The 17,998-nt window shown below is 71.5% G+C and carries 17 protein-coding genes; 9 read left to right on the top strand and 8 right to left on the bottom strand.

Annotated features, from left to right (window positions below; genetic code table 11):
- The first annotated feature begins 126 nt into the window (after positions 1-126).
- Both AMYNI_RS0115525 and AMYNI_RS0115520 read left to right on the top strand, forming a co-directional pair.
- On the top strand, positions 127-756 hold the full coding sequence (locus tag AMYNI_RS0115525; protein ID WP_020668939.1) for a LysE family translocator: 630 nt from the start codon (positions 127-129) through the stop codon (positions 754-756).
- Entirely contained in the window at positions 753-1,784 is a 1,032-nt protein-coding gene (locus tag AMYNI_RS0115520) for a hypothetical protein (protein ID WP_020668938.1), read from the top strand. The genes AMYNI_RS0115525 and AMYNI_RS0115520 overlap by 4 nt, the downstream gene beginning before the upstream one ends.
- On the opposite strand, the gene AMYNI_RS0115515 is transcribed toward AMYNI_RS0115520, so the two are convergent.
- Positions 1,748-2,917 carry a homogentisate 1,2-dioxygenase gene (locus AMYNI_RS0115515; RefSeq protein ID WP_020668937.1) on the bottom strand — a complete coding sequence of 390 codons (1,170 nt, stop codon included), beginning with the start codon at positions 2,915-2,917 and terminating at the stop codon, positions 1,748-1,750. The genes AMYNI_RS0115520 and AMYNI_RS0115515 overlap by 37 nt on opposite strands.
- Before the next feature lie 107 nt (positions 2,918-3,024).
- Between AMYNI_RS0115515 and AMYNI_RS0115510 the strand changes: the two genes are divergently transcribed.
- Together AMYNI_RS0115510 and AMYNI_RS0115505 are read left to right on the top strand one after the other, a co-directional pair.
- Positions 3,025-3,879: a hypothetical protein gene (locus AMYNI_RS0115510; protein WP_281170353.1), complete on the top strand. Its 855-nt coding sequence runs from the start codon at positions 3,025-3,027 to the stop codon at positions 3,877-3,879.
- Complete coding sequence (locus AMYNI_RS0115505) at positions 3,876-4,511, top strand: IclR family transcriptional regulator (RefSeq protein ID WP_020668935.1); 636 nt, start codon at positions 3,876-3,878, stop codon at positions 4,509-4,511. Before AMYNI_RS0115510 ends, AMYNI_RS0115505 begins: the two co-directional genes overlap by 4 nt.
- Here AMYNI_RS0115505 and AMYNI_RS0115500 read toward each other — a convergent pair.
- The 3 genes from AMYNI_RS0115500 to AMYNI_RS0115490 form a co-directional block, all read right to left on the bottom strand.
- Positions 4,477-5,139: a DUF998 domain-containing protein gene (locus AMYNI_RS0115500; RefSeq protein WP_020668934.1), complete on the bottom strand. Its 663-nt coding sequence runs from the start codon at positions 5,137-5,139 to the stop codon at positions 4,477-4,479. The genes AMYNI_RS0115505 and AMYNI_RS0115500 overlap by 35 nt on opposite strands.
- A gap of 169 nt (positions 5,140-5,308) precedes the next feature.
- Entirely contained in the window at positions 5,309-5,908 is a 600-nt protein-coding gene (locus AMYNI_RS0115495) for a TMEM165/GDT1 family protein (RefSeq protein ID WP_020668933.1), read from the bottom strand.
- A 167-nt stretch (positions 5,909-6,075) separates the two neighbouring features.
- Entirely contained in the window at positions 6,076-6,948 is an 873-nt protein-coding gene (locus tag AMYNI_RS0115490; RefSeq protein WP_020668932.1) for an NmrA family NAD(P)-binding protein, read from the bottom strand.
- A gap of 157 nt (positions 6,949-7,105) precedes the next feature.
- Here AMYNI_RS0115490 and AMYNI_RS0115485 point away from each other — a divergent pair, with 157 nt between their 5' ends.
- The 4 genes from AMYNI_RS0115485 to AMYNI_RS0115470 all read left to right on the top strand — a co-directional run bounded on the left by AMYNI_RS0115485 (position 7,106) and on the right by AMYNI_RS0115470 (position 14,286).
- Positions 7,106-8,602, top strand: a complete 1,497-nt coding sequence (locus AMYNI_RS0115485) for a cytochrome ubiquinol oxidase subunit I (RefSeq protein WP_020668931.1) — start codon at positions 7,106-7,108, stop codon at positions 8,600-8,602.
- Between the two features lie 184 nt (positions 8,603-8,786).
- Complete coding sequence (gene cydB, locus AMYNI_RS0115480; RefSeq protein ID WP_020668930.1) at positions 8,787-9,785, top strand: cytochrome d ubiquinol oxidase subunit II; 999 nt, start codon at positions 8,787-8,789, stop codon at positions 9,783-9,785.
- Positions 9,782-13,072, top strand: a complete 3,291-nt coding sequence (gene cydD / locus AMYNI_RS0115475) for a thiol reductant ABC exporter subunit CydD (RefSeq protein ID WP_051116327.1) — start codon at positions 9,782-9,784, stop codon at positions 13,070-13,072. The genes cydB and cydD overlap by 4 nt, the downstream gene beginning before the upstream one ends.
- 59 nt (positions 13,073-13,131) lie before the next feature.
- Positions 13,132-14,286, top strand: a complete 1,155-nt coding sequence (locus AMYNI_RS0115470) for a GAF domain-containing sensor histidine kinase (protein ID WP_020668928.1) — start codon at positions 13,132-13,134, stop codon at positions 14,284-14,286.
- Positions 14,287-14,290: 4 nt separating this feature from the next.
- On the opposite strand, the gene AMYNI_RS0115465 is transcribed toward AMYNI_RS0115470, so the two are convergent.
- Entirely contained in the window at positions 14,291-14,917 is a 627-nt protein-coding gene (locus AMYNI_RS0115465; RefSeq protein ID WP_020668927.1) for a response regulator, read from the bottom strand.
- Positions 14,918-15,013: 96 nt separating this feature from the next.
- On the opposite strand from AMYNI_RS0115465, the gene AMYNI_RS0115460 reads away from it, so the two are divergent.
- Positions 15,014-15,709 (top strand): hypothetical protein, encoded by a 696-nt coding sequence (locus AMYNI_RS0115460; protein WP_020668926.1) that lies wholly within the window; start codon positions 15,014-15,016, stop codon positions 15,707-15,709.
- A 15-nt stretch (positions 15,710-15,724) separates the two neighbouring features.
- Here the strand turns inward: AMYNI_RS0115460 and AMYNI_RS0115455 are convergent, their stop codons facing one another.
- From AMYNI_RS0115455 to AMYNI_RS0115440, 3 genes are read right to left on the bottom strand one after another with little or no spacing between them, the layout of a single operon-like run.
- Positions 15,725-16,243, bottom strand: coding sequence for a hypothetical protein (locus AMYNI_RS0115455; protein ID WP_020668925.1), 519 nt, complete (start codon positions 16,241-16,243; stop codon positions 15,725-15,727).
- A gap of 42 nt (positions 16,244-16,285) precedes the next feature.
- The gene (locus AMYNI_RS47245) at positions 16,286-17,629 is read right to left on the bottom strand and encodes a putative T7SS-secreted protein (RefSeq protein ID WP_020668924.1); all 1,344 of its coding nucleotides are present in this window, start codon (positions 17,627-17,629) and stop codon (positions 16,286-16,288) included.
- Positions 17,629-17,958 (bottom strand): hypothetical protein, encoded by a 330-nt coding sequence (locus AMYNI_RS0115440; protein ID WP_020668923.1) that lies wholly within the window; start codon positions 17,956-17,958, stop codon positions 17,629-17,631. Before AMYNI_RS0115440 ends, AMYNI_RS47245 begins: the two co-directional genes overlap by 1 nt.
- Between the last annotated feature and the right edge of the window lie 40 nt (positions 17,959-17,998).

The following is a 17,998-nucleotide window of genomic DNA, read 5'->3' as shown; positions in this document are numbered from 1 at the left end:
CTAGTTAGGTGAGCCTAACCTGTGCTGTCGACCTTGGGAAGCGCTCCCACGAACACCGGCCGTGCTGGCCGGATTTCGGGGCAGCGAGTGGGCAAGAAGCCGGCTATTTGCCGTTAGAGTCGCCGCATGACGACCGTGGCCCAGCTCGTCCCGTTCGCCGGTGTGGTGCTGCTCGGCGCGGTCGCGCCCGGCCCGGATTTCGCGATGGTGTTCCGGCACGCGGCGGTTTCCGGCCGGCGGGCCGGGGTGGCCGCCGCGGCCGGGGTCACCGGCGGGATCCTGGTGTGGTCCTTGGTCGCCGCCTTCGGCCTGGCCGGGCTGCTCGCCGCTTCCGCCACCGCGTACACCGTGGTCAAGATCGTCGGCGCGGCCTACCTGATCCTGCTCGGCGCAAGGGCCTTGCTCGCCGCCTGCCGGGGCGGCCGGTACGAGCTGCCACCACCATCGGGCCATGGCGGGGCCGGCCGGGCGTTCCGGCAGGGCCTGCTCGGCAACGTGCTCAACCCGAAGGTCGCGGTGTTCTTCGTGGCGCTGCTCCCGCAGTTCCTGCCCGCGCACGCCACGGCCGTGGACACCGCACTGCTCGCGCTGGTGCCGATGGTGATCACGCTGTGCTGGTACTGCCTGGTCGCCACCGTGGTCGGCGCGATGCGCCGGCTGCTCACCGCGGCCAAGGTCCGCCGGGTGATCGACGCCGCCACCGGCACCCTGCTGGTGGCGCTCGGCATCCGGCTCGCCGCGCAGAGCAGACCGTGAACTCGGCGCCGGTGGTGCTGCCGCCCACCGCCTCGCCCGCGATCGAGGACCCGCTGCTGCCGCTGGACATCCGCGCCAAACAGCGGCATGGCTCGCTGACGCTGCTCGGCAGCGGCGCGGTGCTGCTCGGGGTGCCCGCGCTGCACTGGGCGCTCGGCTCGCCGGTGACCGGCGCGACCGTGCTCTGCTATCTGATCCCGGGGCTGTTCCTGCTCGGCTCGCTGCCGATGGGGATCGCCTTGGTCCGCGCCGACGCGCGCTACCGGCGTTTCCTCGGTGCCGAGCACTGGCGCCACGTGCCACCCGAACAGCTCGAGATCCGGGGCGACCTGGTGGCGTTCTCGATCGAAGGTCAGGGTCAGGTGCGGTCATGGCGACCGGACGGCGCGGAGGTCGACCTCGCCGCGCGGCACGGGATCTGGATGATCCATCGCGGGCGAGACAAGGTGCGGACCCGCTACCCGGGCACGCTGGACTCCGGCGGGGAAATGCTCATGCCGGAGCGCCAGGAGGAGCGCCAGGACATCCGGCCGCGGCGGCCCGCCAAGCCGTTCGAGCCCCGGCTGATCGCCTTCCTGGTCGGGTTTCCGGTGCTGGAGGCGGGCTTGCTCTGGCTCACCCTCGGCCCGCCCGCGCGGGCCTGGGCGGAGCAGCCCGCGACCACGCTGGTGGTCGCGCTGCTCTGCCTTCAGCTCGTGCTGTCCTTCCCCCGCGTTGTCGCCTTTCAACGGCGGGAGCGGGCGAGCCGGGCCGGGGAGTGGGTCAGCCTGCCGGTGCGGGTGCTGAACGTCCGGTTCGACGCCCCCTGGTCGTCCAAGTACACCGTGCAGGCCGAGGCGACGTCCTCCGGCGACCGGGTGCTGGTCCGTCGGGCCCACCAGGACCTGGTCGCCAACATCAGCGACACCGGCCTGCTCTGGATCACCGGCGGCCCGGGACCACGGGTCTTCGCAGGGGTCCCGGGACTGCGGCTGCTCGCCCGCGCGCGGGTTCAGCCGGGGCCGCGGCCGGACCAGGTCCAGGCGTAACCGGGATCCTCGCCCGCTTCGGCCGCTTCGCCGAGGTCCAGCGGCGCGAAGGTGTCCACCATGACCGCGGTCTCGTCGAAGTACTCCACCCCGATCGAGGCTTCGGCCGCGCCCGGCTGGGGGCCGTGCGTGAAGCCCGACGGGTGCAGGGACAGCGAGCCGAGGCCGATACCCGAGCCCTTGCGCGCCTCGTAGTTCCCGCGCACGTAGAACATCAGCTCGTCCGAGTCGACGTTCGCGTGGTTGTAGGGCACCGGGATCGACTCGGGGTGGTAGTCGACCTTGCGCGGGCAGAACGAGCAGACCACGAAGTTCGGGCCCTCGAAGGTCTGGTGCACCGGCGGCGGTTGGTGCACGCGGCCGGTGATCGGCTCGAAGTCGTCGATGTTGAACACCCACGGGTACAGGCAGCCGTCCCAGCCGACCACGTCGAACGGGTGGTTCGCGTAGGTGTAGCGGGTCAGCCCGGCGCGGTGGCGCACCAGCACGTCCACGTCGGTGCCCTCGGCCAGCATCGGCTGCTCCGGCCCGCGGATGTCGCGTTCGCAGTACGGCGAGTGCTCCAGGAACTGGCCCTTGCCGGACAGGTAGCGCTTCGGCGGGCCGATGTGCCCGCGCGCCTCCAGGACCAGCAGCCGCAGCTGGCCGTCCGGCACCACCCGGTAGGTGCAGGACGTCGGCAGCACCACGTAGTCGCCGTCGCCGATCGCCAGCTCGCCGTAGATCGTCTCGATGGTGCCCGAACCGCCCTGGACGTAGAGCAGTTCGTCGCCGACCGCGTTGCGGTAGAGCGGGCTCGGCGCGGTGGCCAGCGCGAACCCGATGGTCACGTCCGCGTTGCCGAACAGCCGTCGCCGGTCGGTTACCGCGTTCGCGTCGGCGCCGAACTTCAGGCCCTGGGTCTTGAAGTGGCGTGGCTTGAGCGGGTGGTTCGGCTGCAGCGGACCGCGCTCGTCGGGGACGGCCACGGCGTCCACGATCGCGGTCGGCAGGTGCCGGTGGTACAGCAGCGCGGAGTCGGCGGAGAACCCCTCCACCCCCATCAGCTCCTCCGCGTAGAGCCCGCCGTCGGGCGCACGGAACCGGGTGTGCCGCTTGTGCGGGATCTCGCCGACACGGCGGTAGAACGGCATCTTGTCCTCCTCCGGACTCGGTGCAGCAACGCTGATCTAGCGTTCGTTTAACGGACAAATTTGTTCATTTGCCGTACGCTACTAGCGTGTCAGTCGTGTCAAGCGCTGTGGAACTAACTCCCCCCGGCCCCCGTGGAATCCCTCCCCTGTTCGCGCGGCTCGTCGATGACTCGGCCCTCTTCCCCCCAGGCGCGGCGAGCATGCCCGACGCGCTGCGAGAGCACTTCGAGATCAGAGCGAGCGAGCACGCCGGGGTGCTCGGGGTCTTCCTCTGCCAGGCCTCGCGGCTGCCCGAGCTGATCACCGAGCTGATCAAGGTGAAGCCCAAGCAGCCGTTGCCGTTGTCGCTGATCATCGACACCGGTCTCGGCGGGGTGCCCAAGGCGATTTCCATCGTGGAGTCGCGCAACGAGCTGCTCGCCCTGCGGATGGTGGAGATGCCGGCCCCGTCCGACGTGGACGAGGTGTGGCTGGAGCGGGTCTCGGAGTTCGTGCCGGAGGACGTGGTGCGGGTGGTCGAGCCGCGCCGCGGGGTCGGCTGGCTGGACGGCGTGCGCAAGGTGATCGAGCACGGCAGCAGGCCGAAGATCCGGTGCGGCGGGCTGTCCAGCGAGAACTTCCCCAGCGTGGACGAGGTGGCGGACTTCCTGACCGTGATCAGCGGTGCGCCGGGTGCCTCGTTCAAGGCGACGAACAGCCTGCACCGCGCGGTCCGCCATACCGACGCGGAAAGCGGCTTCACCCACCACGGCTTCCTGAACCTGCTGGTCGCCTCGGCCCGGTGCCTGTCCGGCAAGGACGTCCGGGAGGCGCTGGAGTCGACCGACGGCAAGGCGCTCGCGGAAGAGGCCAGTGACCTCAGCGAGCCCGCGGCCAAGGCCGTGCGCACGATGTTCGCCTGCTATGCCGCCGCGTCGTTCGACGAGCCGGTCGCCGACCTCGGGGAGCTCGGGCTGCTGTGACCAGAGAGGGGTCGCTGACCCTGGACCGCGGACTGGCCCTGCTGCAGGCGGTGGCCGACGCGGGTGGTGAGGCGGCGACCATCTCCGAGCTGGCGGTCACCATCGGCGCCAGCAGGGCGGCGGTCTACCGGCTGCTGGTGCCGCTGTCCGAGCGCGGCTTGGTGTGGCGGGACGGCAACAAGGTCCGGCTCGGCGTCGGGGTGCTGCGGCTGGCCGGTCAGGTGCTGCCGCAGCTGCGGCAGGCCGCGCACCCGATCCTGCGGGACCTGGCCGAGCAGGTCGGCGCGACCGCGCACCTGTCCGTCGCGGAGGGCGATCAGGTGCAGGCGATCTCCGTGGTGGAGCCGTCCTGGACGAACTTCCACGTGGCCTACCGGGTCGGCACCCGGCATCCGGTCACCGCGGGCGCGGCCGGCAAGGCGATGGCGTTGCGGCACGGCGGGCCGGCCTGGGTGTCCACCAAGGGGGAGCTGCAGGCCGGTGCGTCCGGGGTGGCCGCGCCGGTGCGCGGGGTGCCGGGGCTGCGGGCCAGCGTCGGGGTGGTGTCACTGGACACCCTGGACGCCGAGTCGGTCGGCGCGCGGGTGGTGGCCGCGGCTAGTGCGCTGGCCGTGGTGCTGAAACCGAGCTGAGCAGCGGGCGGACCATGGCCAGCAGCAGGCCGAGGTCGATGCCGAAGAGCAGCCGTTCGAACAGGCCGAGGGTGAGCACCGGCTGCGCGGGCGCCGCCAGCACGCCCCAGAAGAAGGCGCCCAGCACCACGGCGACGCCGAGCAGGCTGGCCGCCGCCAGCCGCCGGATGGTGCTGCGCCGCGGTTCCCACGGGCAGTGCGCGGCGGACTTCCTGGTCAGCAGCAGCGCGGCCGCGGGCAGGGCGAGGAAGGCCAGCAGTGCGGCGTAGTTGTGCACCTCGCCGCTGAGCGAGCGGGTCACGCCGGGCGGGTCGACCCGGAACACCGCGCAGGCCAGCAGCCCGGTGCACCACAGGCCGAGCGCGGCCAGCACCGGCACCGAACCCGGTTTGCGGGCCTTCGCGATCCCGGTCAGCAGGGCCAGCGAGCCGAGCGCCAGCGCCACGCACATCGCGCTGAACAGCGGCGCCGCCGAGGCGCTGCCGCGCAGCTGCCCGTAGACGTACTCGGAGAGGGTCTGCCAGAGCGGGCTGACCTGGCCGGTGCTGACGCTGAGGTGCAGCACCACCGCGATGGACACCGCGACCGTTATCCCGGCCACCGCGACCCTGCCGTGCGGCGGTGACACCGGGCGGTTCGCGGGCAGCGTGGTCAGGGCGGGCTCCTGGGCTCGGATGCAAAAGGTGAGGGCAAGGCGACCCGCTGGGTTAACCGGCGTGACGCCTTGCCCTCACTTCGACTTCTTCCAGGAGTACCTCATCACGAGCCGATAACGCAACTTCCCGTTCGCGCCTTTGTCAGGCGAAGGCCTGCCAGAGGGCGAAAACGGTGAAGCCGGCGAACACGAACCCGGCCACCCGCTGGATCAGCTTTGGCCGGATCCGCCCGCGGATCTTGTGCCCGACGGCCACCGCGATCCCGGCCACTCCGACCAGTGCGAAGAAGGCGCCGAGGCCGACCGCGAGCGGCTGCCCGTAGCGGGCGGTCAGGCCGGCGGTGGCCAGTTGGGACGCGTCGCCCCATTCGGCGGCGAACAGCACGCCGAAAGAGGTCATCGCGGAGCGGAGAAAAGAAACCGGGCCGGGGCCGGAGCGGGACGCGTCCTCCGCCCCGTCGGCTTCCGGTGCGAATCCTTCGCGCAGCAGCATGAATGCGCCGATGCCGAACATCGCGGCGACCACCAGTGAAACGACGGTGGCCGGCAGCATGGTCAATACGCTGCCGAACAGGACGGCGACCACGCACTGCACGGCGAAGGCGCCGCACACCCCGGCGAACACCGGCCACGCGCGGAACCTGGTGGTCAGCACCAGGGTGGCGACCAGCGTCTTGTCCGGCAGCTCGACCGCCAGGATCAGACCGAAGGTGCTGACGAACGCTAGTAGCGCGGCATCCATGTATTTCTGCGCCCCCTTTCGCTTCAACGATAAAGGGGGATTCCGCGCGAGGCCAGCAGATGGGTTTTACGAATTGCGGGTTTTGGTCGCGGTACGCACCATTTCCAGGACGGGCGGATAATTTGTTTCGGTCTGCCGAATTCTTTTTTCCGCCCGCCCCTCGGCGGTTAGACCAGCAGTTCGGCGATCCGGGCGGCGCCGGTGCGGGCCAGCCAGGTGTCGAAGTCGAGCAGCCCGGGGTGCAGCCGGCGCAGCGCTTCGATGTCCGCCTGGGTGGCCCGCCCGGAGTTCATGAACTCGTAGCCGCGGGCCGCGGTCTCGCTCTGCCGCCGCAGCGTTTCGAGCGGGAGCCGGTGGTAGCGGAGCTCGCGGCCGGTGGCCCTGCCGATGGCCGCCACGACCTGGGCCGGGGTGAGCGCGTCCCCGGCCAGTTCGAGGGTGCCGCGGAATTCCGCCGGCCTGGCGAAGGCGAGCGCGGCCAGTGCGGCGATGTCCTCCAGCGCGATGTACTGCTGGCGGAGGTCCGGAGCGGCGGCCGAGGTCAGCGCGCCGTCGCGGATGCCGATCAGCGGGTGCAGCAGGTTCTCCATGAAGGAGGTCGGGCGCAGGATCGTTGCGGACACGCCGAGGTCGCGGATGTGCCGCTCGATGGCCCATTTTGGTTGCTGGAGACCGATTTCGGCGGTGCGGTCCGCGCTGTTGGCCGAGCTGTACACGAGGTGCGCGACGCCGTGCGCCTTGGCCGCGTCGGCCAGGTTCCGGCCCGCGCGTTCCTCGTCCTGGTCTGGCGCGAGCGGGCCCGCCTGCACGCTGAACACCCCGTAGGCGCCCTGGGTCAGGTCGGCGACCGCGGCGTAGTCGTCCAGGTCGGCCTGCCTCACTTCGGCGCCCGCGTCGGCCAGCGCCTTCGCCGCCGGTGAGCCGGGATCGCGGGTGATCGCGCGCACCGCCCAGCCGTCGCGCAGCAGCCGGGTGGCCACCGCCCCGCCCTGCTGGCCGGTGGCGCCGGTGACCAGCACGGTCTTGTTCTTCTCGGTCATGTCCTGCTCCTGATTGTCTTCGCAATAAACGGAACGTTCAACCCGTTTACGAACATACGGAACGCCCGCCCCGGTTGTCAAAGGGGGACCTTGGTCCTGTGCGGTTCGGGACCCCGGTACCTGCCGCGGGCGCCATGGCCGGAGAAGGCTCGAAGCCGTGGAGGTCCTCGAGTTAGCGCGCTGGCAGTTCGGTATCACGACCGTGTACCACTTCTTGATGGTGCCGCTGACCATCGGCCTTTCCGTGCTGGTGGCCGGTATGCAGACGGCCTGGGTGCGGACCGGTGAGCTCCGCTACCTGAAGATGACCAAGTTCTGGGGCAAGCTGCTGCTGGTCAACTTCGCGATGGGCGTGGTGACCGGGATCGTGCAGGAGTTCCAGTTCGGCATGTCCTGGAGCGCCTACTCCCGGTTCGTCGGCGACGTGTTCGGGGCGCCGCTGGCGATGGAGGGCTTGGTCGCGTTCTTCGTCGAGTCGACCTTCCTCGGCCTGTGGATCTTCGGCTGGGACCGGCTGCCGAAGAAGGTGCACCTGGCGTGCGCCTGGGCGTTCTCGCTGGCCACGGTCGCGTCGGCGTACTTCATCCTGGCCGCGAACTCGTGGATGCAGCATCCGGTCGGGGTGGATTTCGTGGACGGCAAGCCGACCATGAACTCGATCTGGGCGGTGCTGACGAACAGCACGGCGCTCGCCGCGATCCCGCACACCGTTGCCGGGGCGTTCTCGGTGGCCGCGGCGTTCCTGGTCGGGGTGGCCGCCTGGCACCTGTGGCGCAAGCGGGCGGAGAGCGACGAGCACCGCGCGGTCTGGCGGTCTTCGCTGCGGCTCGGCGGCTGGGTCGGGGTGGTTGCGTTCGCGGTGCTGGTGGTCACCGGCGACCTGCAGAGCAAGCTGATGTTCGAGCAGCAGCCGATGAAGATGGCGGCCGCCGAGGCGCTCTGCGAGACGGAGAAGCCGGCCAGCTTCTCGATCATCGCGATCGGCGACCTCGATGGGCAGGACTGCCGGGACGTGAAGTCGTTCAGCGTGCCCGCCCTGTTGTCCTTCTTGGCGCACAACGACTTCGACACCGAGGTCAAGGGGATCGAGCCGCTGGTCACCGAGTACCAGGCGCGCTACGGCACGAACTACCCGGACGACCCGCGGCTCGGCTCGCTGGCCGGGAAGCCGATCGACTACGTGCCGGTGCTGCCGGTGACCTACTGGGGTTTCCGGCTGATGATCGCCTTCGGCGCGCTTTCCGCCGGGGTCGGTGTGCTCGCCCTGTGGCTGACCAGGCGTGGCCGGATCCCGGAGACGAAATGGTTCCCGCGGCTCGCGCTGCTGAGCATCGCGGCCCCGTTCGCGGCGAACAGCGCGGGCTGGATCTTCACCGAGCTGGGCCGGCAGCCGTTCGTGGTGGTGCCGAACCCGAGCGGGGTGGACGGGGTGTGGATGTTCACCGCGCAGGCGGTGTCGAACCTGACCACGGGCGAGGTGTGGACCTCGCTGATCGCGCTCACCACGGTGTACCTCGCGCTCGGCGTAGTCGAGCTGTTCCTCATCCGCAAGTACGTGCGAGGCGGAGTGGATGCCGTGCTGCCCCCGGAAAAACCCAAGCAGGACAACGATTCCAGCCAGAACGCGGGCGACCCGCTCGCCTTCGCCTACTGAGAAGGACGATCATGCCCCACCCCAGCGCACCCCCCGCCCTTCCCGGGGGCCGGCCCCGCACCCAGCGTACCGGGCCGGGTACCGCGGGTGGGGTCTCAACAGCAAGTTGTGGACAACTCGCCGAACTGTGCACAACTTGTGGACAAGTGTCGCCGACGACGGAGAAAGGTCGGGGAGAGGTGCTATGAGCCTGGAAACCGTCTGGTTCTGCGTGATCGCCTTGTTCTGGCTGGGCTACCTGTTCCTGGAGGGCTTCGACTTCGGGGTCGGCATGCTGCTGCCCTGGCTGGCCAAGGACGACACCGAGCGGCGGGTCATGATCAACACCATCGGGCCGGTATGGGACGGCAACGAGGTGTGGCTGATCGTGGCCGGTGGCGCGATGTTCGCGGCCTTCCCCGGCTGGTACGCGTCCCTGTTCTCGGCCGCCTACCTGCCGCTGCTGGTGCTCCTGCTCGCGCTGATCGGCCGCGGGGTGGCCTTCGAATACCGCGGCAAGGTGGACAGCGAACGGTGGCGCCGCAACTGGGACCGGGTGATCATGGCGGGCTCCTGGCTGCCGCCGCTCGGCGTCGGGCTCATCCTGGCCACCACCGTGCTCGGCCTGCCGCTGGACGCGGCCGGCGACAGGGCCGGCTCGCCGTTCGCGGCGCTGAGCTGGGAAACGCTGCTCGGCGCGGTCGCGGTGACCGGGTTCGCGCTGGTGCACGGCGCAGCCTTCCTGGCGCTGAAGACCAGCGGGGAACTGCGCGAACGCGCCCGCGCACTGGCGATCAGGCTGCTGCCGGTCGCGCTGCTGCCGCTCTACGCGCTGCTGGTGCTGGTCCAGCTGCGTGAGGGTGCACTGTGGACGGTCGTGCCACTGGCGGTGGCCGTGCTGGCCGGGGCGGTGGCCTGGCAGCGGCTGGTCGGGGACCGGGACGGGCAGGCCTTCGCCGCACTCGGCGTGCTCATCGCCGGCGCGGCCATCACCCTGTTCGGCGCACTCTACCCGGCCGTGCTCCCGTCCACATTGGACTCGGCGAACACGCTCACCATCGACAGCGCCGCCTCCAGCCCGTACACGCTGAAGGTGATGACCTGGGTGGCCGCGTTCGGTGCCCCCGCGGTGCTGATCTACCAGGGTTGGACGTACTGGGTGTTCCGCAAGCGCATCAGCACCCGGCACATCCCGGTCTCATGAAAGGCTTTCCCGCTGGCGCGCCCCTTTCCGCCGAAGTGTCCAAACCGGACACAGCGCGCCGGGGAAAGGGCCCGCTCGGCGCGCTGCCCGCCCTTTCGGCGGCGGCGCGCCGGGCGCTCGCCCTTACCGCCGCTCTGGCACTGGTCAACGCGGCGGCGTTGGTGGCGCAGGCGTTCCTGCTCGCCTCCGTGCTCGCGTCCATCGTCGGCGGCGAAGGCGACACCAGCGCACTGGCCTGGCTGCTGGTGGCGGTCGCCGGGCGTGCGGCCGCCGGCTGGGCGCTGCGGGCGGTCGCGGCGCGGGCCGCGGCCGGGGCGAAGGAGGAACTGCGGGCCGGCGCGGTCGACCACGCGCTGCGCCTCGGCCCGGAATGGATCTCCGCCCGTGGCACCGGCGAGCTCACCACGTTGACCACCAAGGGCCTCGACGCACTCGACGCGTACTTCACCGACTACCTGCCCGCACTGGTGACCGCGGCCGTGGTGCCGGTGGCCGCGGGTGCCGCGGTGCTGTTCGCCGACTGGCCGTCCGCGGTGCTCGTCGCGCTCACCGTGCCGCTGCTGCCGATGTTCGCGATCCTGGTCGGCAAGTACACCGCGGACCGGGTGGCCGCGGCCACCGACGCGGTGCACCGGCTCTCCGGTCACCTGCTGGAACTGGTCAGGGCGCTGCCGGTGCTCACCGCCTTCCGCCGGGCCGAGGCGCAGGCCGAAGCGGTCCGCCGGGTCTCCGACTCCCACCGGCTCGCCACCGTGCGCACGCTGCGGGTCGCCTTCTCCTCGGCGTTCGTGTTGGAGCTGGCGGCCACCCTTTCGGTGGCGTTGGTCGCCGTGGTGATCGGCGTGCGGTTGGTCTCCGGCGACCTTTCCCTGGCCATCGGCCTCGGCGTGCTGATCCTGGTGCCCGAGTGCTACCAGCCGCTGCGCACGGCCGGCGCCGCCTTCCACGCCAGCGAGGACGGGGTGGAAGCGGTCCGCCGGGTCGCCGACGTACTGGCCGAACCGGTCGCGCCCACCGGCACCCGGGTGCCCGGCCGCGGCGAGATCCGGGTGCACGGCCTGCGGGTCCGGCGCCGCGGCGGTTTCGCGCCGGACGGCGAGTCGTGCACCGTCCGGCCGGGCAGCACCACCTGGTTGCGCTCGCCCAGCGGCGCCGGCAAGTCCACCACCCTGGCCACCCTGCTCGGTTTCGTCCGCCCGGACGGCGGCGAGGTGACCATCGGCGGGGTCCCGCTGTCCGAGGTCGACCTGGCGGCCTGGCGGCGGAACGTGGCCTGGGTGCCGCAGTCGCCCGCCTTCGCCGGAGGCACCGTCCTGGCCGAACTCGAACTCGCGCTGGCCGACCGGTCCGGGCACGCGCGGCCGGGTGAGGCTGGCGCCGTACTGGCCGAGCTGGGGCTCGGCGAACTGGCCGCCGAGCCGGTCGCGAGATTGTCCACGGGACAACGCCAGCGCCTCGCCGTAGCGCGGGCACTGCTGCGGATCCGGCACGGTGCCTGGCTGCTGCTGCTCGACGAGCCGGTCGCGCACCTCGACGCGACAAACGCGGCCAACGTGCTGGCCATCGTCGATGAGCTGCGGCTTTCCGGGGTCGCGGTGCTCGTGGCGGCACATGAGCGGCCGGTGGACGACCCGGTGCCGGTCCCCGCCGAACCGGCACGCTCCGCCGAGCCACCAACGGGTGAGCGTGGCCGGAAATTGCACCTGGGACAATTTTTGGACCGCCGGTTGCTGGCCGGGGCCGCGCTCGGCGCCGGCGCCCTGCTCTTCGGGATCGCGCTGACCGCGACCAGCGGATGGCTCATCGCCAAGGCGTCCCAGCACCCGCCGATCCTGACGTTGACCGTCGCCGTGGTCGGGGTGCGCGCCTTCGGGCTCGGCCGGGCTGCGCTGCGGTACGTCGAGCGGGTGACCACCCACGACGCGGCCTTCCGGGTCGCCACCGGGCTGCGGGTGCGGCTGTGGCGCGCGCTGGTACGCCTCGGTCCCGCCCGCACGCTGGGCCTTCGCCGAGGTGAGGGTCAGCGGCGATTGGTCGAGGACGTGGACACCGTGCGGGACCTGCTGCCGAGGGTGGTGAGCCCGCCGCTGGTGGCCGCGCTCGTGCTGCTCGGCGCGGTCGCGGTGCAGTTCGCGGTGCTGCCGCAGGCCGGGCTCGTGCTGCTCGCGGCCGTCGTGCTGGCCGCGGCCGGGGCGCCGGTGCTGGCGTTGTGGTTGGAACGGCGGGCCACGTCCGCGCTCGCCGCGGGCCGCCGCGAGGTGCGGGTGAAGGTGCTCGAACTGTTCGAAACGGCCGCGGAACTACTCGCGTTCGGCGCACACCGCACGCGGCGCGGTGAGCTGGCCGAGGCGGACACGCGGCTGGCGGCGGTCGCGCGCCGTCAGGCGTTCGGCGCGGGCGCCGCGGACGCGATGATCACTCTGGCCACCGGGCTCGCCGCGGTGCTGAGCAGCTGGCTCGCCGCGCGAGCGGTGGCCGGCGGCACGCTCGACCCGGTGCTCGCGCCGCTGCTCGCCCTGGTGCCGCTGGCGCTCGCCGAGGTGCTCGCGCTGCTGCCGCCGGTGGCCCAGCACTGGGACACCCTGCGCCGTTCCCGGGAACGGCTGGCCGGCATCCTCGGCGCCGGGCACTCTTCGCCTCCGGTACCGGACAGCGACGGCGAGATCGTGCTGGCGGGAGCCGACTTCCGCTGGCCGGACGCCGCGGAGCCGGTGCTGCGCGGGGTGGAGCTGCACATCCCGCGCGGCACCAGGGTGGCCGTGGTCGGGCCGTCCGGTGCCGGGAAGTCGACCCTGCTCGCCGGCCTGCTCGGTTTCCTGCCGCCGGAGCGCGGCACGGCCCGCCTGCCAGGCCGGGTCGCGCTGGCACCGCAGGAACCGCAGCTGGTGTCGACCACTGTCGCGGAGAACCTGCGCCTCGCCGACCCGCACGCCGAAGCAGGACGGCTGACCGAGGCGCTGCGGCTGGCCTGCCTGCCGGAGCTGGACCCTGGCACCGTGCTCGGCAGCGCCGGCGCGGGATTGTCCGGGGGACAAGCACAGCGGCTGGCGCTCGCCCGGATGCTGCTCGCCGCCGGGAACGCCGACCTGATTCTGCTCGACGAGCCCACCGCGCAGCTCGACGAGCGGACCGCCGACGCGGTCCGAACCGGCCTGCGCACCGCGCTGGCCGGGCGCACGGTGATCACCGCGACTCACCACCCGGCCGAGGTGGCCGACGCCGACGTCGTGCTTGAGGTACGCGACGGCCGTGTTCTGACCCACGTTTTCGCAGGTCAACGGTCGTGAGTGGAAAGTGTTGCCAGGACAACACTTTCCACTCACGACGGTTAGGCTGGAAGTCGCCGATGGAAATGGACCTTGCCGCGCGGGCGCTGAGCGCCGCCACCGAGATCACCACCGCCGCGCTGTCCGGGGACGACCCGGACGCCGTGCTCGGCTCGGTGGTGCGCCAGGCCGTCGAGCTGGCCGAGGCCGACCTCGGCCTGGTCATGGTGCGCACCGACGACGGGAGCGTCGCGGTGGAGGCGGCGCACGGCGCGGACGGCCCGGTCACCGGCGAGCTGCTCGGCTTGGTGCTGCCCTCGACCTCGGCCGCCGGACGGGTCGCGCGCGGCGGGGAGACGGTGGTGTCCGACGACTTCACCACCGACCCGCGCACCGCGCCCTTCGTGCCGGCCGAACTGCGCCGGTTCGGCCCGTTCGCCGCCGCGCCGTTCGGGTCCGCCGGGCGGGTGCTCGGCGCGCTGACCGTGTACCGGCTCTCCGCCGGTGAGCCGTTCTCGGCGGCCACGGTGCAGGTGCTCACCGCGTTCGCCGCGCAGGCCGGGGTGGTGCTGGCGCTGGCCGAAGGCGCCAACGCCCGGCACCGGGTGACCCTCTACCAGGAACGGGAGCGGATCGCCCGCGAACTGCACGACGTGATCGTGCAGCGGCTGTACGCCGCGGGCATGCAGCTCGACCGGGTGCGGCGGCGGATGCGAAAGCGGTTCGCCCAGGCCGACGGTGCCCGGCTCGGCGAGGCCATCGACCAGCTGGACCAGACGATCGAGGAGATCCGGGGCACGGTGCGCGCGCTGCGTTCCCCGGCGCCGGAGGAGGACGTGCCCGCGGCCACCGACCTGGCCGAGTCCGCCAGGGGCGAGGTGCGCATCGCCGGTGAGCTGCTCGGTTTCCCGCCGACCCTGGAGCTGTCCGGGGAGCTGGCCGGCATCCCCGCCGAGGCAGCCGACCACCTGCGGGCCGCCCTGCGCGAGGCACTGTCCAATGTGGTCAGACATTCCGGGGCGAGCGAGACCAGGGTGACCCTGCACCGGGACGCCGAGGGCGTGCGGTTGCGGGTGCGGGACAACGGTTCCGGGGTGCCGCAGGGGGTGGCCACCCGCGGCCTGCGCCATCTAGCCGAGCGGGCGGAGACCGCCGGTGGCAAATTCTTCGTGAACTCTTCGCCGAGCCTGGGCACCCTGGTCGCCTTCGACCTGCCCCTGCCGGAGGAAAGCTGACGCCTTACTTCCCGCGCCGGGCCACCCAGGCGGCGGCCTGGGTGCGGCGCTGCATGCCGAGCTTGGCGAGTACCGAGGTCACGTAGTTCTTCACCGTCTTTTCGGCGAGGAACAGCCGTTCGGCGATCTCCCGGTTGGACAGCCCGTCCCCGATCAGGTCGAGCACGGCCCGTTCGCGTTCGGTGAGGCCGGCCAGCTCGTCCTCCGGCGGGTGCCGGAGCTTGTCGAGCACCCTGGCCGTGGTCACCGGGTCTAGCAGGGACCGCCCGGCCGCCACCTCGCGGACGGCGTGCACCACGTCCTGCCCGCGCACCTGCTTGAGCAGGTAGCCCGCCGCGCCGGCCATGATCGCGCCGACCATCGCCTCCTCGTCGTCGAAGGCGGTGAGCACCAGGCAGTTCGGCGCGTTCGGCCGGGACCGCAGCTCGCGGCAAAGCGCGACCCCGTCCCCGTCGCCGAGCCGGACGTCCACCACGGCGACATCGGGTTCCACGTGCATGGCGACCGCGAGTGCCTCGTCCACGCTGCCCGCCTCGGCCACGATCTTGATGTCCGGCTCGTCGCCGAGCAGCTCCCGCAGGCCGCGCCGGACCACCTCGTGATCGTCGACTAGCAGCACCTCGATGGCCATACCCCGAGGTTACGGCTCCGCGCGCGGAGCCGGGGCGCGACGCCTCCGGAGGGTCGGTAGGGTCGCCCGCGCATCCGATGGAGGAGGAAACGCCCCATGGTGAGTGTGTCGTCTTTGGCGCCGGTCCTGTTCGTGCTCGTCTTCGTGGCCATCGTCGGGTTGGTGATCTGGCTGTTCGTGCGCAGCAACCGCCGGGACAAGACCATGCGTGACGAGACCGTCGGCGGCGATCTCGCCGCGCTGGCCGCCGAGCGCGGCTGGAGCTATCAGCCGGAGAACGTCGGCTACCTGGACCAGTTCTCCGGACTGCCGTTCGGTGGCGCCCGCGGTCACCGCGCGTTGCAGCTGGTCAGCGGCACCTACCGCGGCCGGGAGTTCAGCTGCCTGCAGTACGTCACGGACACGTCCTCCTACACCGGCGACGGAGGCGGCTACCAGCGCTACTACCGGGTCTTCACCATTGGCCTGCCGGTGCCACGGCCGCAGCTGCAGGTGATCGCCATGCAGAAGGCGCAGGCGATGCGGAAGTTCACCACCGGCGACGCCGAGTTCGACCAGGTGTTCACCGTCGCCTCGGAGGACGACCGGTTCACCGCCGACGTGCTGACCGCGCCGAACCGGCAGTGGCTGCTCGGCGACCGGCGGGCGCGGGAGCTGCCGTTCCGGTTCGAGGGCGGCCACCTGCTGACCTGGTTCGAGCAGAAGGACAGGTTCGACCCGGTGTCGGTCGAACCCGTCCTCGACTACCTGTGCGACCTGCTCGATCGCGTCGCACCCGACGCGCTGCGCTGAAAGTTCGTCAGCGCCTCAGGCGGGAGTGCCGTTGCCGCTCGGCCCGGCGCCCTGCTCCGGTCGGACCGTGCTGACGAACTTCTGGAAGTCCTCGAGCACCGCGTCGAGCTGGCTCGGCTTGCAGGTGAGCACCAGCTCGATCACCGCCCGCTCGGCCGGGTTGTGCACATCCTGCATGGACACGTAAACCTGCACCTGGACCAGCTGCAGCGGCCGGTTGTCGACCGAGGCGGTGAGGTCCAGCACCTGGGTCAGGCCCGGTGCCTCCGGCGAGCCGACCTGCCTGCGGTCGCGCAGGTGCACGGCGCCGGAGGTCTCCTGTAGCCGCTGGACCGACTCGTCCGCCAGCTCATCCAGGGTGGTTTCGTCCGGCCGGTACTGACCGGCGATGGTGATGTTCGCGGTGAACCCGTCGACCGAGGCCCGGTGCAGCGCGACAAAGGCGGCGCCGGACGCGCCGACCTCGTCGGGCGGCGCCGGGGTCCAGCCGTCGGGCAGGCTGAACTCGATACGCACGGGAAGCTGCGTGACCATGGTGAATGCTCCAGACGTTGGTTACGTTCCGCGGCGGCCGGCTCAGTCGAACGGGTTGATCGCCGACGCGGCGTCGCCGACCGCGTCGCCAACCGCACCGGCCGCGTCGCCAACGGTGTCCGCGATCTTGCCCGGGTCGATGGTGATCTCGCCGCCGATCTTGCCGCCGATGCCGAGACCGACGCCGGCCTCGCCGCCGATCTTGAACTTGCCGTCCTCGAACCCGGCCTGCACGTTCGCCTCGGCGCCGACCCCGGCCCATGCCTCGCCCTTCACACCGGCACCGACACCGCCGACATCAGCATGCACTTCGCCTTCGGCCCGCGCACCCGCGAACGCGCTGGCTCCGGCCTTCACGCCGTCGGGGCCGACCGAGCCGCTCGCCTGCGCCTCGGCACCGGCGAACGCCTTCGCCGAACCGCCGACCTCGGCCGGACCGTAGATCGCCGAGCCCTGCGCCGAAGCGGTGGCGCCCGCGCTGGCCTTGACCTCGCCGGAGATGCCGTCCCGGCCGATCGAACCGGACGCGCCGACCTCCGCGCCCACCTTCGCCTCGGCGGAACCGGCGATGGTGACGTCCCCGAGCTGGGTGGCGCCCTTGGCGTCCACCTTGAACAGGTTGGCTTCCTTGCTCCACTCGCCGAGGGCGACCTTGACGTCCGGGCCCTTCTTGTCCTCGAACTTGTCGCCGAACTCCTTGTACTTGCCGAACTTGTCGCCGGTCTTGGAGTCCTTTTCGGCCTCGTTGAGCAGCGTGTGCTCTTTGAAGGTCTTGCCGATGTTGGTCTTCCCGGCACCGGCCTTGTCCACGAACGCGGCCGGTCCGGACAGCCAGCTCGGCGCACCCGGCCCCTTGCCGCCCTCGTTCTCGATGGCCTTGCCGTTCGTGCTGCCGGCTTCCTTGAGCTGGCGGCGGGCCTCGCTCAGCATCTCCCGCGCCTCCGCGCGCTTGGCCTCGCCGGGGTCGTTGAAGGCGGGCTTGACCGTGCCGCCCGGCGCGGGCGTGCCCGCGTTGGCCGGGTCGGCGTCGAACTCGGCCTTCGCCTTCTTGGTCGCCGCCTCGCCCTCTTTCCACAGCGCGATCGCCTCGGTGGCCTGGCCCTGTGCCCAGGTCAGCGTGCTGGCGTGGCTGGTCAGCGTCTTCGCGGCGGCGGTCATCGAGTCGTGGCCGCGCATCCAGTTCGGCTTCTCGCCGGAGAACCCGTCCCAGAAGGCGTTGCTCGCCTTGCCCTCCCAGCCGTCGACCCGGACGTTCCCGAGATCGTCGGCCACCGTTTTCATCGTGTTCGCCTTGGCGGTCAGCTGGTCGGCCGCGCCGTTCACGGTCTCCGGATTGCCGGGGACCAGCTCCTTGGGGTCCTCTGTGGAACCGAGTTCAGCGGCCATCAGGAGCCTCCTTGCGGGCCGGGCGTCGGGCTGGGCTGGGGGGAGGGCTCGGGTTCGGGCATCTTGGCCCGCCGGTCCTCTTCGACGTAGGCGTCGGCCGCGCCGTCGAGTGCCTCGCCCGCGGAGGCGGAACGCTGCTGCAGGATTCCCGACGCGAGTTCCCAGGTGGAACAGAACCCGGCCAGCGCACCGGAAACCGAGTCGTCACCGAAAGCTGAAGCGTCTTCGGAAATCTTCTCCAGTTCCAGCTTGTCCGCCTTGCCGATCGCCTTGGCGATCGCGCCGGACGCCGTTCTCAAAACCTCGGGATCGACGTGGTATCCGTCCATCGCGTATTCACCCCTGCCGGCCTGCGCCGTTGCTCGCTGG

Source organism: Amycolatopsis nigrescens CSC17Ta-90 (genome assembly GCF_000384315.1).
In the GTDB taxonomy this organism is placed as follows: domain Bacteria; phylum Actinomycetota; class Actinomycetes; order Mycobacteriales; family Pseudonocardiaceae; genus Amycolatopsis; species Amycolatopsis nigrescens.
This window is presented reverse-complemented; position numbering and strand designations above follow the sequence as displayed.

Excerpts from the sequence above, each read along its gene's own strand:
- AMYNI_RS0115490 (WP_020668932.1), bottom strand. The coding sequence starts at position 6,948 with ATGACCGAGAAGAACAAGACCGTGCTGGTCACCGGCGCCACCGGCCAG.
- AMYNI_RS0115515 (WP_020668937.1), bottom strand. The coding sequence starts at position 2,917 with ATGCCGTTCTACCGCCGTGTCGGCGAGATCCCGCACAAGCGGCACACC.
- cydB (WP_020668930.1), top strand. The coding sequence starts at position 8,787 with ATGAGCCTGGAAACCGTCTGGTTCTGCGTGATCGCCTTGTTCTGGCTG.
- AMYNI_RS0115495 (WP_020668933.1), bottom strand. The coding sequence starts at position 5,908 with ATGGATGCCGCGCTACTAGCGTTCGTCAGCACCTTCGGTCTGATCCTG.
- AMYNI_RS0115465 (WP_020668927.1), bottom strand. The coding sequence starts at position 14,917 with ATGGCCATCGAGGTGCTGCTAGTCGACGATCACGAGGTGGTCCGGCGC.
- AMYNI_RS0115525 (WP_020668939.1), top strand. The coding sequence starts at position 127 with ATGACGACCGTGGCCCAGCTCGTCCCGTTCGCCGGTGTGGTGCTGCTC.
- AMYNI_RS0115470 (WP_020668928.1), top strand. The coding sequence starts at position 13,132 with ATGGAAATGGACCTTGCCGCGCGGGCGCTGAGCGCCGCCACCGAGATC.
- AMYNI_RS0115460 (WP_020668926.1), top strand. The coding sequence starts at position 15,014 with ATGGTGAGTGTGTCGTCTTTGGCGCCGGTCCTGTTCGTGCTCGTCTTC.
- cydD (WP_051116327.1), top strand. The coding sequence starts at position 9,782 with ATGAAAGGCTTTCCCGCTGGCGCGCCCCTTTCCGCCGAAGTGTCCAAA.
- AMYNI_RS0115440 (WP_020668923.1), bottom strand. The coding sequence starts at position 17,958 with ATGGACGGATACCACGTCGATCCCGAGGTTTTGAGAACGGCGTCCGGC.
- AMYNI_RS47245 (WP_020668924.1), bottom strand. The coding sequence starts at position 17,629 with ATGGCCGCTGAACTCGGTTCCACAGAGGACCCCAAGGAGCTGGTCCCC.
- AMYNI_RS0115455 (WP_020668925.1), bottom strand. The coding sequence starts at position 16,243 with ATGGTCACGCAGCTTCCCGTGCGTATCGAGTTCAGCCTGCCCGACGGC.